Here is a 15,249-nt window from a genome sequence, read left to right as displayed (position 1 = left end):
AAGACCTCTCTTACGGGGCGGTGGTGGCCGTGAGGACACCCTTCAGGTCGAGCTGGTCGGCTAGGTGGCAGGCGACTTTGCGGCCGTTGAGGTCGCGCAGCTGCGGCACTTCGGTGGCGCACCGGTCTTCGGCGTACCCGCAGCGCGGATGGAACGGGCAGCCGGCCGGTACCTTCGAGGGATCCGCGATCTCGCCGCGCAGCTTGATCCGCTCGCGCTGTCCGCGCGACGCGGGATCGGGATCCGGTACGGCGCTCAGCAGCGCCTCGGTGTACGGGTGCAGGGGCTTGGTGTACAGCTCTTCGGTCGACGCGCTCTCGACGAGCTTGCCGACGTACATCACCGCGACGTCGTCGGCGACGTGCTCGACGATGCCGAGGTCGTGGGACACGAACAGGTAGGTGAGCCCGGACTCCTCCTGCAGGTCGCGCAGCAGGTTCAGGATCTGGGCGCGGACCGACACGTCGAGCGCGCTGACCGCCTCGTCCGCGACCACCAGCCGCGGCTCGGTCGCGAGCGCCCGCGCGATCACCACCCGCTGCCGCTCACCACCGCTGAACGCGTGCGGGTAGCGATGCGCGTACTCCGCCCGCAGCCCGACCCGGCGCAGCAACGCGGCGACCTTGTCGTCGATCTCGGAGCGCGAACCGGCGTCCTGGACCTTGAGTGGCTCGGCGATGATGTCGCGCAGCGTCTTGCGCGGGTCGAGCGAGGAGTGCGGGTCCTGGAAGATCAGCCGGACCTGCGCCCGGTACGGCTTCAGCTGCTTCTCGCGCAGCGGCGCCAGGTCGACACCGTCGAACATGATGCTGCCGGACGTCGGCTCGTACGCGCGCACGATGCAGCGGCCGAGCGTGGTCTTGCCGCAGCCGGACTCACCGACCAGCCCGAGCGTCCGCCCGGCCTCGATCGACAGGTCGACACCGTCGACGGCCTTCACATACCCGCGGTTCCGGCCGAGAAACCCGCCGCTCAGCGGAAAGTGCATCGTCAGTCCGCGCGTCTCCAACAGGCTCATCAGCTCTCCTCGCCGTACAGCAGACACGCGACGTCGATCTCGTCGCTCCGAACCCGCGCCGGCACCGTCGTGTCGCACTTCCCCGCCATGAACGCGTCGCATCGCGGATGGAACCGGCACCCCGACGGACGTTCGTACGGCGGCGGCACGGTCCCCCGTACGGCGACCAGCCGCTCCTGCCGGCTCTGCCCGAGCCGGGGCACCGAACGCACAAGCGCTTGCGTATAAGGGTGTTTGGGCGAGGTCAGTACGGCGGACGCCGGGCCCTGCTCGACGACCTCGCCGAGGTACATCACCGCGACCTCGTCCGCGACCTGCGCCGCGACGCCGAGGTCGTGGGTGATCAGCATGATCGCCATCCCGTACTCCTGCTGGAGGTCCTGCAGCAGGTCCAGGATCTGCGCCTGCGTGGTGACGTCCAGCGCGGTGGTCGGCTCGTCCGCGATCAGCAGCCGCGGCCGGCAGGACAGCGCCATCGCGATCATCGCGCGCTGCCGCATGCCGCCGCTGAGCTCGAACGGGTACGAATCCACCCGCCGGCGAGGGTCCGGGATCCCGACCCGGTCGAGCATCTCGATCGCGCGCTCCCGGGCGGCCTGTTTGCCGGCGTTCTCGTGCAGCCGGACGGCCTCGACGATCTGGTCGCCGATCGTGTGCACGAGGCTGAGCGAGGCCATCGGCTCCTGGAACACCATCGCGATGTCGGCCCAGCGGACCTGGCGGAGCCGCTTGTCCTTCGCGGCCAGCAGATCCAGCGGCTCGGTGCCTGCGGCGTCGTCGTACAGCAGGATCTCCCCACCGACGATCCGGGCCGGCTTCTCCACCAGTCGCAGGATCGACCGCGCGGTGACGCTCTTGCCGCACCCGGACTCCCCCACCACGGCCAGGGTCCTGCCGCGCTGGACGGTCAGGCTGACACCGTCGACCGCCTTCACGACCCCGTCGCCGAGCTCGAAGTGCGTCCGCAGCCCCCGTACTTCCAACAGCTTGTGCACGAAAGCCTCCTACTTGTAGGGATCGGCGGCGTCGCGGAGGCCGTCGCCGACGAAGTTCATCGCGAGTACGACGACCACGACCGCGAGGCCCGGGGTGAGCAGCCACGGGGCGGTGGCGACCGCGCGGACGTTCTGCGCGCCCTCGAGCAGCACGCCCCAGCTGACCGCGGGCGGTTGCAGGCCGAGGCCGAGGAACGACAGGCTGGTCTCGCCGAGGATCATCCGCGGCACCGCCATCGACACCGAGGCGATGATGTGGCTGGCGAACGACGGCACCATGTGGCCGAAGATGATCCCGGTCCGGCCCACTCCGTCGAGCCGGGCGGCCGTCACGAAGTCCTCCTCGCGCAGGCTCAGGAACCGCCCGCGGACGTCCCGGGCCAGGCCGGTCCAGCCGATCAGCGACAGGATCACGGTGATCGCGAAGTACCTGGTCAACGGCCCCCAACTGCCGGGCAGCGCGGCCGACAGCGCCATCCACAGCGGCAGCGTCGGGATCGACATGATGAACTCGATGACCCGCTGGATCAGGTTGTCGACCGTGCCGCCGAGGTAGCCGGAGATGCCGCCGATCAGCATGCCGAGCAGGAAGCTCGCGAACACCCCGACCAGGCCGATCGACAGCGACACCCGGGCGCCGTGGATCAGCCGGGACAGCAGGTCCCGCCCGGACTGGTCGGCGCCGACCAGGAAGAACGCCTCGCCGGCCTTGGTGGGGCCGATCAGGTGGATGTCGGACTTGATCGGCCCGAGCAGCGAGTACTCGTCGCCGTGCACGAACAGCCCGACCCGCACGATCTTCGACTTGTCGACGGTGAAGGTCTGCTCGAAGGTCTCCTGGTTCCGCGTCGACGAGTACCCGTACACGAACATCCCGTGCTCGGCGGAGACGTGCACCCGCTGCGGCGGGGCGTACGGCAGCGCGGTGTGCGCGGTGTCGGCGTTCGAGGGGGCGAAGAAGCCGGCGAAGAGCGCGACGAAGTAGATCGGGATCAGTACGATCAGGCCGATCACGGCGAGTTTGTGCCGGCGGAACTGGCGCCACATCAGCCGCCATTGCGGCAACGCGCCATGATCCTTGAGGCTCTTGACGACCTCTGGTTCGGCTGGTTTCAGCATCCGGCCTATCCCTTCGAGAACCGGGTGCGGATCCGCGGATCCCACCAGGCCAGTGCGAGGTCGCTGAGCATCGTGCCGATCACCGTCAGCGTGCTGAGGATCAGTACGAAGCTGCCGACCAGGTACATGTCCTGACTCTTCACCGCGCCGAGCAGCAGCGGGCCGCTGGTCGGCAGGCTCATCACGACCGAGACGATCGTCTCGCCGCTGATCAAGCCCGGCAGCAGCCAGCCGACCGTGCTGAAGAACGGGCTGAGCGACATCCGGACCGGGTACTTGAGCAGCAGCTTCCACTCCGGCAGGCCCTTCGCCCGGGCGGTCGCGACGTACGGCTTGTGCAGCTCGTCGAGCAGGTTCGCGCGGGTGATCCGGATCAGGCCCGCGGTGCCGGCCACGCCGACCACCACGATCGGGATCCAGAGGTGCCCGAGCAGGTCGAGCACCTTGCCCAGGTTCCAGGCGGCGTCGGCGTACTGCGGTGAGAACAGCCCGCCGACGCTCTGCCCGAAGTACCGGAACCCGACGTACATCATCACCAGCGCGAGCATGAACTCCGGGACGGCCATCCCGATGAAGCCGAGGAAGGACGCGAGGTAGTCACCGGCGGAGTACTGCCGGAGCGCGCTGTAGATGCCGATCGGGAACGCGATCGCCCAGACGAACAGCAGGCTGGCGATCGACAGCACCATCGACAGCAGCACCCTGCTCCCGATCAGGCTCGCCACCGACTGGTTCCAGGCGAACGACTGGCCGAGGTCGCCGTGCAGTACGACGCCCCCGATCCAGGTCAGGTACTGCACCATGAACGGCTTGTCGAGCCCGTAGTGCCGCTTCAGCTCGGCGATCTGTGAGTCCGGGATGTCCTGGCCGCGGGCCTCCGCGTTCGCGATCACCGTGGTGGTGTAGTCGCCCGGCGGGAGCTTGATGACCACGAAGGTGACGAACGAGATCGCCGCCAGCGTGACGAACATCCAGACGACCCGCCGGGCCACGAAGCGCAGCATCGGCTACTGCTCCATCGAGAACTGCTCGGGGTGGACGATGCCTGGGGCAACCGACTCGTTCATCGTCGACGGCACGTTGTGGAAGGTGTTCTTGACCACGCCGTACGTGTTCGGGACCGAGCTGATGCCGATGTAGTAGAACTGGTCGGCCGCGATCTGCAGGATCTGCTTGCCCAGCTCGAGCGTCTTGCCCGGGTCCGGCTCCTGCCGGGCCTGGGTGAACAGCTCCATCTGCTTCTGTACCTCGGCCGGCGGCTTGCTGCCCTTCTCGCCCTTCGACTGGTACCACTGCGCCCAGCCGATCGCGTACCGCGCGCTGCCGTCGTTGGTCGGCACCCAGTAGTGGTCGCCGCCCGCACCGGTGGGCAGCACGAACGTGCCGCAGGTCCAGGTCCCGGCGTCGTGGTCGTTGCCCTTGACCCGTTCCTTGTAGAGGTCTTCGCTGACCGCCTGGGTGCGGAGCTCGATCCCGACCGCGGCCCAGCGCTTCTTGACGAACTCGATGCCCTCGACGTGGTCCGGGAAGGACTCGCTGACCAGGACCGCGACCGACACCGGCTTGCCATCGGCGCCGAGCCGCTTGCCGTCCGCCGACTTCTTGGTCAGACCCGCGGCGTCCAGGTGCTGGTTCGCCTTGGCCGCGTCGAACTCCAGGTACTGCGTGGCCAGCTGCTCGTTGTAGTACGGCGAGTCCTTCGGCGGCGCGCCCTGCCAGGGCTCACCCTGGCCGGCGTACACCGCGTCGATGACCTCCTTGCGGTTGATCGCGTGCGACAGGCCGGCCCGGAACTCCTTGTTCGCGAACAGCGCCCGCTTCACCGGGTCCTTGTGGGTCATGTTCAGGCCGATGACCATCGTGTTGGTTAGCTGGGTCGGCACCTCGAAGATCTTGTAGCCGCCCTTTTCCCGGTTCTGCGCGACGACCGGCTTGTTCTGCGGCGTGCCGAAGTTCCGGTACTGCATGCCGAACTCGCCGTTCATCACCTTCAGCAGCTCGACCTGCGCGTCCTGAACCACCTCGACGCGGCAGTTGTCGATGTACGGCAGCTGGCGGCCGGCGTCGTCGACCTTCCAGTAGTACGGGTTCCGGGTCAGCGTGACCGCGGAGCTCTTGCCGAGCGGGGTCTCGACCTTCCAGGCCGCGAGCGTCGGCTGGTCCGGGTTCGTCCACGGGTTCTGCTTCTGCGTGAACAGGTCGGTCCAGCTGCCGACGCCGGCCTGCTTCGCCAGCGCGTTCGCGTTCTTGTTGTACTTGAGGTGGAACTGCTGGAAGTAGTGCTTCGGCAGCAGCATCCCGTACGCGCCCTCACGCTCGAAAATCGCGTCGGCGATCTGGACGAGCAGCGACGGCTGCGGCGAGCTGTAGGTCATCTTGACCGTCCGGTCGTCGACCTTCTCGACCTTCGCCAGCTTGCCGGTGTCCGGCGAGGTGAACGCGTCGTACAGGCCGTCGGGGTGCAGGCCCTCGTCGCACTGCACCTCGAGGATCGTGAACATCAGGTCGTCCGCCGTACAGGGCTTGCCGTCCGACCACTTCAGGCCCTCACGCAGCGTGAACGTGTACACCTTGCTCTCGGCGTCGACCGTGAACTCGCAGGTGTTCGCCTCGATCTCGTCGTACCCGGGCTTGCCGACCTTGTCCGGCTTCCAGCGCAGCAGCGGGTCGTAGCGCAACGCGTACCAGAGCCACTGGGTGTCCTCCTGGGTCAGCATCGCCGACCGCCAGGTGCCGCCGTACTGCGCCTTGCCCTCGAGCGGCTTGATCACCGGAGGGTTCTTCGGCAGCCGGTCCGCGAGCGCGGGCAGGGATCCCTTGTCCACCAGGGCCTTCAGCATCGGCGACTCCTTCTCGCCGGCCGTGGCCGCCTGCGCGCCGGAACCGGCCGGCTTGGTGTCGAAGAAGCCGCACCCGGGGACGGTCGCGACCGCGAGCAGTCCGAGTCCGCCCTGCAGCAGCCGCCGTCGGTTGATATCTGTCATCGTGGTTACCTCACTGCTGCTCGAGCGTGATGTTGCTGAACTGCGCGGTCCCGTAGTCCACGAGCGCGTTGTCGATCCGGCCGCCGTCGACGGCGAACCCGATGTAGAAGGTCCGGCTCGGCATCACGAGCTTCTCGTAGCCGAAGCGGTCCCACGTGACCTGATCGGTGGAGATGAAGGCTTCGAACTCGACGTCGCCGTAGTCCGGGCGTTCGCGCCGGAGCAGCCGCAGCCAGTAGACCTTCGTGTGGTCCAGGTACGTCCCGTCCCACGGCCACGGACCGACGCTCGGCACCGATCCGTCGGTCTGGATCCGGATCGCCTGTGCCTTCATGCCGCCGTCGTCGGTCGCGGTCGGCGCCGCGCTCGCGTTGTCGTTCACGGTGCCGTACCCGCCGGCCACGCCGTACCCGATGCCGCCGTACATGAACGGGGCGGCCGGGTCGAGGCTGTCGCGGATCATCAGACCCGCGGTCAGGCCGTTCGCGACCTTGCTGATCCTGTCCAGCCGCGCCGTGACCTGCGAGACCGCGCCGGCGCCGCCGACCTGGAGCTTGCGGTACACGTAGTGGAAGTTGCTGCTCCGCCCGTAGATCCGGCCCGACCCCTTGACGGTCAGTACGCCGTTCTCCAGGTTGCCCGAGCCGGGCACCGGCGGCTTGCCCACCGCGGTCGACGTCCAGGCGCCGGTCCCGGTCTGCCGGTTGACGTGGGTCTGGACCGCGGTCGACTGGGTCGCCGTACCGTTCTTGTCAGTGGCCCGCGCGGTCAGCCAGTAGGAGCCGTCGGCAACGTTCTTCCACTGGACCTGGTACGGCGCGCTGGTAGCCGTGCCGATCAGCTGGTCGGCGACGAAGAACTCCACCTTGGCGAGCTGGCCGCCCTTGGCCGCGGCAGCGTCGGCCTTGATCGTGACGGTCGGAGCAGTGCGGCCCGGGATCGTCTGGTCCTGGGTCGGGCTGGTGATCGCGACCGTCGGGTTGCCCACCGGCTCCGGGACGAGCGAGTTGAGGTAGTTCTCCAGGTAGGTGTAGCCGTTCGGTGCGATCTTCTGCGCGTCGGACGGGTCGTTCGGGTCCAGGCCGTTGGCCTGCTCCCACCAGTCCGGGATGCCGTCGTGGTCGGAGTCCACCGGCGCTTCGGTCTGGACGAGGTCCGGGTAGCCGCCGACGTCCTTCTGCGAGTTGATCAGCCGGCCGGTGCCGTTGCGGACCTCCGCGATCACCCGCGCGTCGACCGCGTCCCGCTTCGGCAGGATCGCGCCGGCATTCGCCAGGACCGCCTCGTACGCCTTGTTCGGCGCCTGCAGGTCGCCACGGCCCGGGATCGGGTGCGGCTGGGTCAGTTCGACGATGCCGCCGATCGGGTACCGGATGCCGTTGCGGTTGTGCGTGGTGACCTCGGGGTGGCCCTCGACCTCGTTGCCGGCGACGTACCACTGGCCGCCGCGGTTCGCGCTCAGCACCACCGGCGCGACCTCGTCCTGGGTGGTCGGGCCCGGCTTGTAGAAGTTGTTCATGATGTTGATGCCGTTGGCCCACTCGCCGCCGTACAGCGAGGTGTACCCGTAGTCGTAGACCACGTTGTTGTAGTGGTCGACCTCGAGCGTGATGCCCTCGGTGTAGCCGAACCGCGGGTTCCGGCCGCCCTGGTGGGCGATCAGGTTGTGGTGGTACGTGTTCCGCTGGCCGCCCCAGATGCCGCCGTACCCGTGCCGGTTCTTCGGGTGCGCGGACAGCGCGAGGCCCTCGGAGACGATGCACCACTGCACGGTGACGTCGAAGTTGCCGTACGGCGACAGGCACTCGTCGACGCCCCAGCTGAACGAGCAGTGGTCGATGATCAGGTTGCGGATCTGCGGGCTGACCGAGCCGGGGACGTTGGTGTTGAACGCGTCGTCGGCGATCTCGTTCTCGTCACCGAGCCGGAAGCGCAGGTAGCGGATCACGATGTCGTGCGCGCTGCCCTTGATGTTCGTGCTGTGTCCCGCCACGCAGATCCCGCCACCAGGCGCGGTCTGGCCGGCGATCGTCAGGTTGTTGCCGGCGATCAGCAGCCCGGTCTGCAGCTGGATCGTGCCGGAGACCCGGAACACGATCGTCCGGTCGGAGCCGGAGACCGCGTCCCGGAGCGAGCCGGGTCCGGAATCGGCCAGCGTGGTCACCTCGTACACGGAGCCGCCGCGGCCGCCCTTCGACCACTTGCCGGCGCCCTCGGCACCGGGGAAGGCCGGCAGCTGGTCGTCGTTCGCGGTGGTGGCGGCGGTCATCGCGTTCGCGGCCGGGGTGATCCCGAGCGAGGCGACGCCGATGGCGGCCGCCGTGGTGCCGACGAATCCGCGTCGGGACCAGCCGGGTGGGACGGAAGAGGGGGTTTCGGTCATCGTCCATGCCTCATCTCAGGGGGCGCTGTCTGAATATCTAGTCAAGTCCGAATGGAACGACGGCCCTCATGGTCACGGAGGTTACGAGCCGATGTCAAGGGCGTGACGCCGATGAATTGCAAACGATTGCACGTTGCGGAATCCGCACTCGCAATCGTTTGCATTGAACTCTTGCCCTGGTGTTGCGAGCGGTGGTTACCTAGCCTCCATGCCTTTGCGCCCACTCCCCCTCGGCGGTACGAAACTCACCGGCGGGTTCTGGTCCGAGCGTCAGCGGATCAACCGCGAGACGACCATCCCGGCCGCCGCGGACCGGCTCTCCGAGGTCGGCACCCTGCAGAACTTCGGGGCCGGGCCGTTCGCGGGCAAGCTCTTCGCCGACACCGACGTCTACAAGTGGCTCGAAGCGGTCGCCTGGGAGCAGCTGCGCTCGCCTTCGGCCGAGCTCGCCTCCTGGCAGGCGTCGGCGAGTGCCTTGGTCGCGTCCGCGCAGGAGGCCGACGGTTATCTGAACAACCACACGCGGTTGGTGCTCGGCGGACGGCGGTACGGCGACCTGGAGAAAGGCCACGAGCTGTACTGCGCCGGGCACTTGTTCCAGGCGGCCGTCGCGCAGGTGCGGGCCACCGGGGATCGCACGCTGCTCGACGTCGCGTGCCGGTTCGCCGATCAGCTGTGCAAGACGTTCGGGCCGGGACGGCTGGAAGGGGTCGACGGGCATCCGCTGATCGAGATGGCGCTGGTCGAGCTGTACCGGGAGACCGGGACCGGGGCGTACCTCGAGCTCGCCGCGTACTTCGTCGAGGCCCGCGGGCACGGGACGCTCACGGTGCCGGGGCATCACGGGCCGGCGTACTTCCAGGATCACCTGCCGGTGCGGGACGTGCGGACGCTCGCGGGGCACGCCGTACGGGCGTTGTACCTGGCCGCCGGCGCCACCGATGTCGCGGTGGAGACCGGCGACGCGGAGCTGCTCGACGCGTTGCGGGCGACCTGGTCGACGATGGTCGAGAGCCAGACGTACCTGACGGGTGGGGTGGGGTCGCGGTGGTACGGCGAGGCGTTCGGCGATCCGTTCGAGCTGCCGCCGGACACGGCGTACTGCGAGACGTGTGCGGCGATCGCGAGTGTGCAGTGGAGCTGGCGGCTACTACTCGCGACCGGGGAGAGCAAGTACGCCGATCTGATCGAGCGGACGCTGTACAACGCGGTGATCTCCGGGGTTGCGCTGAGCGGTGACAAGTTCTTCTACGTGAACACGTTGAAGGTGCGGGACGGGGCGTTCGCCGACGACCAGCGGTCGGCGGTGGGTGGGCGGCAGCCGTGGTTCGGGACTGCTTGTTGTCCTCCGAACGTGATGCGGACGTTGTCGTCGCTGGATCAGATGGTTGCCACGTGCGATGACGACGGGGTTCAGCTTCAGCTGTATGCGCCTGCGTCCGTGCGGGTCGGCGAGATCGGCTTCGAGGTGGAGACCGAGTATCCGTGGCACGGGACTGTGCGGGTGCGGATCACTTCCACGCCTGACTCGCCGTGGACGCTCGGGTTGCGGATTCCTGGCTGGGCTGAGAGCTATCGGCTGACGGTCAACGGGCACGACGGGCCGTTGCAGCGGGTGTGGTCGGTCGGCGACGAGGTCGTGCTGGAGCTGCCGGTAGCGGCCCGGCGGACGACGCCGGACGAGCGGATCGACTCGGTGCGCGGATGCGTCGCGATCGAGCGCGGGCCGTTGGTGTACTGCTTCGAGCAGCAGGACGCGTCGGTGGTGCTGGACTCGACCGCCGTCGTCGAGGGCCCCTTGGTCGAGCGGGAGGAGCCGGGGCTGCTCGGCGGCGTGACAACCGTCGAGGTGCCGGCCCGGGACGGGACACTGACCGCGATCCCGTACTACGCGTGGGCGAACCGCGAGGTCGGCCCGATGACGGTGTGGATCCGGGAGGAGGCGTGAACTACTGGGAGGATCCCGGTCCCGGGTACGGCGTGTTGCCGGCGCGGGCTGCGGTGCGGTCAGATGCGCCGCGGTTGAGTTTGAACGGACAGTGGCGGTTCCGGTTGTCGCCGTACGTGCTGGACGCCGGGTTCGAGGCGGTGGACTTCGACGACTCGGACTGGGACTGGTTGCCGGTGCCCTCGTCGTGGCCGATGCACGGGCACGGGATCCCGGAGTACACGAACCAGAAGTACCCGTTCCCGGTGGATCCGCCGTACGTGCCGGACGAGAACCCGACCGGGGACCACCGGTTGGAGTTCACGGTGCCGGACGGGTGGGACGGGCCCGCGGTACTGCGGTTCGACGGGGTGGACTCGTGTGCGCGGGTGTGGCTGAACGGGGTCGAGCTCGGGGTGACGCGCGGGTCGCGGCTGCCGGCCGAGTTCGCGGTCGGACCGGTGCTGCGGCCAGGGCGGAACGTGCTGGCGGTGCGGGTGCACCAGTGGTCGTCGGGGTCGTACCTCGAGGACCAGGACATGTGGTGGCTGCCGGGGATCTTCCGCGACGTCACGCTGATCGCGCGGCCGGTGGACGCGGATGTGTTCGTGCACGCGGACTACGTGGACGGCGCCGGGGTGTTGCTGGTGGAGTCGGCGCCGGGTGCCGTGGTGCGGATTCCTGCACTTGGTGTGGAGGCGGCGTGCGGTGAGCGGGTGACGATCCCGGGCGTGCAGCCTTGGTCGGCGGAGGAGCCTCGGTTGTACGACGCCATGGTGGAGCTGCCGGGTGAGGTCGTGTCGCTGCGGATCGGGTTCCGGACCGTGCAGATCGTGGACGGCGTACTGCGGGTCAACGGGCGGCGGATCGTGTTCCACGGGGTGAACCGGCACGAGCACGATCCCGTGTTCGGGCGCGCCGTACCCGAGGAGCGGTTGCGGGCCGAGCTGCTGGTGATGAAGCGGCACAACATCGACGCGATCCGGACCAGCCACTACCCGCCGGACACGCGGCTGCTGGAGCTGTGCGACGAGCTCGGGTTCTGGGTGCTGGACGAGTGCGACTACGAGACGCACGGGTTCATGCTGATCGACTGGCGCGGGAACCCGGCCGACGACCCGCGGTTCCTGGAGTCGTCGGTGGACCGGATGCGGCGGACCGTCGAGCGGGACAAGAACCACCCGTCGGTGATCATGTGGTCGCTCGGGAACGAGGCCGGCGTCGGGTCGAACCTGACCGCGATGGCGGAATGGACGCGCGAGCGGGATCCGTCGCGGCCGGTGCACTACGAGGGGGATCCGACGTGTGCGGATGTCGACGTGTACAGCCGGATGTATGCGTCACATGCGGAGGTCGAGGCGATCGGGAAGCGGGCCGAGACGCCATTGGAGGATCCGGTGCTGGACGCGCGACGGCGTTCGATGCCGTTCATCTTGTGTGAGTATTCGCATGCCGGGGGCAACGGTCCTGGCGGGTTGCCGGAGTACGAGGAGCTGTTCGACCGGTACGAGCGGTGCCAGGGCGGGTTCCTGTGGGAGTGGATGGAGCACGGCATCCTCCGCGCGGATGGTTCGTACGCGTACGGCGGCGACTTCGGCGAGGAACTGCACGACGGTACGTACGTGCTGGACGGCCTGGTCTTCCCCGACCTCACACCACAACCGGTCCTCGCCGAGGTACACAAGACCTACGAGCCGGTCCGGTTGTCCATCACGGACAACCTCCTCACAATCACCAGCAGATACCAAACCCGCGACACCTCCCACCTGACCCTCCTCTGGGAAACAACAGACGAGGGCCAGCCGCTTGCCCAAGGCACCCTCCCCTTCCCCACCCTCACCCCCGGCATGTCCACCACCGTTTCCCTCCCTCAAGTACAACCTCCTGGTGGTCGGGAGAGGTGGTTGACGGTTCGCGCTGTGTTGGGTGCTGACGAGGTGTGGGCGCCTGCTGGGCACGAGGTTGCGTTTGCGCAGGCTCAGCTGTTCGAGCGGGCTGTTGTGCGGGCTCCCAGGAAGGCGCTTGCGGTTGGGCCGGGGAGGTTCGATCCGCGGAGTGGGCGGCTGGTGAGGTTGTGGGGGTGGGAGGTGACGCATGTTCCGTTGGAGTTGTGGCGGGCGCCTACTCAGCACGACGGGCGGACGTGGGACGCGACGACGTTGGACCGGAAGACCCGGTGGGCCAATGCGGGGCTGGATCGGTTGCGGTATCGGACGGTTTCGGTCCAGCAGCAGGATGACGAGCTGACCGTGGTGACGATGGTGGGGGCGGCCGCCACCGATGCGCGGGTGTTGACGACCTACCGGTGGACCACCGACGGGCGCAGTGTGACGGCCGACGTGGACGTGGAGCCGTTGGGTGGGTGGACGGTGCCTTGGGCGCGGCTCGGGGTGACGTTCGGGGTGCCGGGTGGGTTTCACGGTATGACGTGGTTCGGGAAGGGCCCGGGACAGGCGTATCCGGACTCGCAGGCGGCGGCGAGGATCGGCCGCTACACCAGCACGATCGACGACCTCCAGGTGCCGTACCTGTACCCGCAGGAGAACGGTGCCCGAGGCAACGTCCGCTGGGCGGAGCTCTCCGGCTCCGCGGGCCGGCTGCGCATCACCGGTGGTCTCGCGCTGACCGTACGCCGCTGGACGACCGCCGACCTGGCCGCCGCCGACCACCCGGCCGACCTCCGCCCGAGCGACACCGTCTGGATCACCCTCGACGCCCTCCAGCACGGGCTGGGCAGCCCGACCAGCGGCGCGCCGATCCTCCCGCCGCACGACCTCCAGGCACGACCGCACACGTTCAGCTTCAGCCTGGGAAGCTGAGCCACGTCCCGTCCGGTGGCGACTGGTCGACGCCCGGCTTCGACCAGTCGCAGACGCCGTCCGGGAAGATCTCCCGCAGTTGCTCCCACTGTTCGTCGGTGAACTTCGGGTACTCCGACCGCACCGGCGGGACCAGTTGGCACTTGATCACGTCCGCCGCCACCCCGGAGCCGGCCACCTCGCGCGGGTACGACGCGGACGGGAACAGCTGCTCGCACCGCGACGCCGGGTCCCGGTCGAGGGGCTGCGCGATGAACCCGTGCGGCCCACGGCACCCTTCGGCCAGCCCGGACGGCCGCGCCGCCTCGATCTTCTCGATCCGCGGCCGCGACGTACCGTCCGCGGTCAGTTGGGTCAGCCAATGGTCCATCTCCTTGACCGCGTGCCGCAGCAACGGACTCGCGGTGGAGAACAGGCCGTAGCGAGCGTCCTCCAGCAGGCTCACCTGGTTCGCCGACGTACCGTTCGCCTTCTCCAGCCGGGCGCGCATCGAGAACGTGTGGTACCGCAGGTGGATGTCGCCCCACGGCTGGTTGTCGGCGTACGCGCGGTAGTCGATGATCGGCACGTCCCGCAGCCCGCCGCCGCCGTTGGTCAGCCGCCCGGTGCGGTACGCCGCCCGGACCGCCTCCGGGTCTGCCTCGGTCCGCTCCGGGACGAGGTTGGCGTCCGCGTCGAAGCCGCCGATCCGCCGGTTCAGGTCGAGGAACTGCGCGGGCGTGATCGCCCCGGACTTCAGCACCTTCAGCCCGTACTGGACGCCGACGTTGTCCAGCGGCCGCCGGGCGAACCCGGTCAGCGGGTCCTTCCCGTACGCCGTGACCGTGTGGTCGTACACGTCGCACCGGACGCCGCGCAGGTTCCGCACCGGGTCGTACCGCAGGCCGATCGGGACGCTCCCGCAGTTCCGTCGCGGGTCGATCCGCCGGGCGCTCAGCGCCGTACTCGCCAGCGTCCGGTAGTTCCGGAAACCGGCCACCTGGCGCTGCTGCTCCGGCGTCCAGGCGAGACCCGAGCGGGCGAAGTACGCCGTCAGCAGCCACGCGTCGGTGATCACCGGGACCGTCCCGAAGCCGACGTCCGGGAACGAGCAGCCGACGATGATCCCGTCGAAGATGCCCGGGTAGTTGTCGGCGATCTGGTGCGCCTGGTACGAGCCGCCCGAGCACCCGAACCCGACCGTGAACTCTGGCCGGCCGTAGTGCTCGACGAACAGTTCCTTCGTCGTCATCGCGGCCTCGGCGGCGATCAGGTCGTTGCAGTTCTGCGCGAACACGTTCAGCGACGACGACAGCAGCGCGTACCCCTGCCCGAGCAGGTACGCGTCGGTCACCCCGCCGGTGGTCCGCCCGGACCGGTACCACCCGCCGGCGCAGCCGCCGCCGAGGGTGAAGATCGCCCGCCCGTTCCAGCCCTTCGATCGGCGGGTCGGCGTCGGCGCGGCCTCGTCCAGCGGGTCGTGCAGCATCGTCGTGCGGACGATCGCCCGGTCCGCGCTCGCGGTCTCCATCCGGACGATGAACGGATCGCCGGCGGCGGTGTCGGCGAGGTCCGCCGGGTACCTGGTCGCGCCCGCCGGCCACTTCGCGTACTTCCCGGACCTGGTCCGGTAGAAGTAGTCGACCCGCGGCGTGATCGTGCAGTCGTCGTCCAGCGGTGCGCCGAGCGTGCCGCCGACCACGGGGACCGTCGCGTTCGCGGTCTCGCAGACATACGGTTGCTCGTGCGGCCCCGCGAACACCGGCCCCTGCCGCGGCGAGTCCCGCACCTCGAGCGTCGTACGCCGGCCGCCCGCCTCGGCCCGCAGCACGTTCTTCCCGAGCCGGATCCCGTCGACCAGACCGGTAAGGCCCGTGTCGTCGGCGCTGAACACCGACGACACGTCCTTACCGTTCAGAGTCACCCGTACGTCGTCCAGGTCCGCCTCGGACACGTCCACGTGCACGAGAGCGTCACCGCCGGTCACCATGTCCGCGCGGCTGGACAGTACCTGCAGTTTCACCG

Annotated in this window: 9 protein-coding genes; 2 read left to right on the top strand and 7 right to left on the bottom strand. The window is 68.9% G+C overall.

Annotated elements, in window-relative coordinates; genetic code table 11:
• Positions 1-10: 10 nt before the first annotated feature.
• From ACQHIV_RS00760 to ACQHIV_RS00735, 6 genes are read right to left on the bottom strand one after another with little or no spacing between them, the layout of a single operon-like run.
• Positions 11-1,018, bottom strand: a complete 1,008-nt coding sequence (locus ACQHIV_RS00760; RefSeq protein ID WP_427890626.1) for an ABC transporter ATP-binding protein — start codon at positions 1,016-1,018, stop codon at positions 11-13.
• Positions 1,018-2,013, bottom strand: coding sequence for an ABC transporter ATP-binding protein (locus ACQHIV_RS00755; protein WP_427890624.1), 996 nt, complete (start codon positions 2,011-2,013; stop codon positions 1,018-1,020). The genes ACQHIV_RS00760 and ACQHIV_RS00755 overlap by 1 nt, the downstream gene beginning before the upstream one ends.
• A 9-nt stretch (positions 2,014-2,022) precedes the next feature.
• Positions 2,023-3,132: an ABC transporter permease gene (locus ACQHIV_RS00750; RefSeq protein WP_427890622.1), complete on the bottom strand. Its 1,110-nt coding sequence runs from the start codon at positions 3,130-3,132 to the stop codon at positions 2,023-2,025.
• 5 nt (positions 3,133-3,137) lie between these two features.
• The gene (locus tag ACQHIV_RS00745; protein WP_427890620.1) at positions 3,138-4,136 is read right to left on the bottom strand and encodes an ABC transporter permease; all 999 of its coding nucleotides are present in this window, start codon (positions 4,134-4,136) and stop codon (positions 3,138-3,140) included.
• Between the two features lie 3 nt (positions 4,137-4,139).
• Entirely contained in the window at positions 4,140-6,116 is a 1,977-nt protein-coding gene (locus ACQHIV_RS00740) for an ABC transporter substrate-binding protein (protein WP_427890618.1), read from the bottom strand.
• 10 nt (positions 6,117-6,126) lie between these two features.
• Positions 6,127-8,499, bottom strand: coding sequence for an Ig-like domain-containing protein (locus ACQHIV_RS00735; protein WP_427890617.1), 2,373 nt, complete (start codon positions 8,497-8,499; stop codon positions 6,127-6,129).
• A gap of 208 nt (positions 8,500-8,707) precedes the next feature.
• Between ACQHIV_RS00735 and ACQHIV_RS00730 the strand changes: the two genes are divergently transcribed.
• Together ACQHIV_RS00730 and ACQHIV_RS00725 are read left to right on the top strand one after the other, a co-directional pair.
• Positions 8,708-10,447, top strand: coding sequence for a glycoside hydrolase family 127 protein (locus tag ACQHIV_RS00730; protein WP_427890615.1), 1,740 nt, complete (start codon positions 8,708-8,710; stop codon positions 10,445-10,447).
• Entirely contained in the window at positions 10,444-13,245 is a 2,802-nt protein-coding gene (locus ACQHIV_RS00725; protein WP_427890613.1) for a glycoside hydrolase family 2 TIM barrel-domain containing protein, read from the top strand. Before ACQHIV_RS00730 ends, ACQHIV_RS00725 begins: the two co-directional genes overlap by 4 nt.
• Here ACQHIV_RS00725 and ACQHIV_RS00720 read toward each other — a convergent pair.
• Complete coding sequence (locus ACQHIV_RS00720) at positions 13,229-15,247, bottom strand: DUF6351 family protein (protein WP_427890611.1); 2,019 nt, start codon at positions 15,245-15,247, stop codon at positions 13,229-13,231. The genes ACQHIV_RS00725 and ACQHIV_RS00720 overlap by 17 nt on opposite strands.
• Positions 15,248-15,249: the final 2 nt, after the last annotated feature.

Source organism: Kribbella polygonati, from assembly GCF_050320105.1.
GTDB lineage: Bacteria > Actinomycetota > Actinomycetes > Propionibacteriales > Kribbellaceae > Kribbella.
This window is presented reverse-complemented; position numbering and strand designations above follow the sequence as displayed.

Excerpts from the sequence above, each read along its gene's own strand:
- ACQHIV_RS00760 (WP_427890626.1), bottom strand. The coding sequence starts at position 1,018 with ATGAGCCTGTTGGAGACGCGCGGACTGACGATGCACTTTCCGCTGAGC.
- ACQHIV_RS00750 (WP_427890622.1), bottom strand. The coding sequence starts at position 3,132 with ATGCTGAAACCAGCCGAACCAGAGGTCGTCAAGAGCCTCAAGGATCAT.
- ACQHIV_RS00745 (WP_427890620.1), bottom strand. The coding sequence starts at position 4,136 with ATGCTGCGCTTCGTGGCCCGGCGGGTCGTCTGGATGTTCGTCACGCTG.
- ACQHIV_RS00740 (WP_427890618.1), bottom strand. The coding sequence starts at position 6,116 with ATGACAGATATCAACCGACGGCGGCTGCTGCAGGGCGGACTCGGACTG.
- ACQHIV_RS00735 (WP_427890617.1), bottom strand. The coding sequence starts at position 8,499 with ATGACCGAAACCCCCTCTTCCGTCCCACCCGGCTGGTCCCGACGCGGA.
- ACQHIV_RS00730 (WP_427890615.1), top strand. The coding sequence starts at position 8,708 with ATGCCTTTGCGCCCACTCCCCCTCGGCGGTACGAAACTCACCGGCGGG.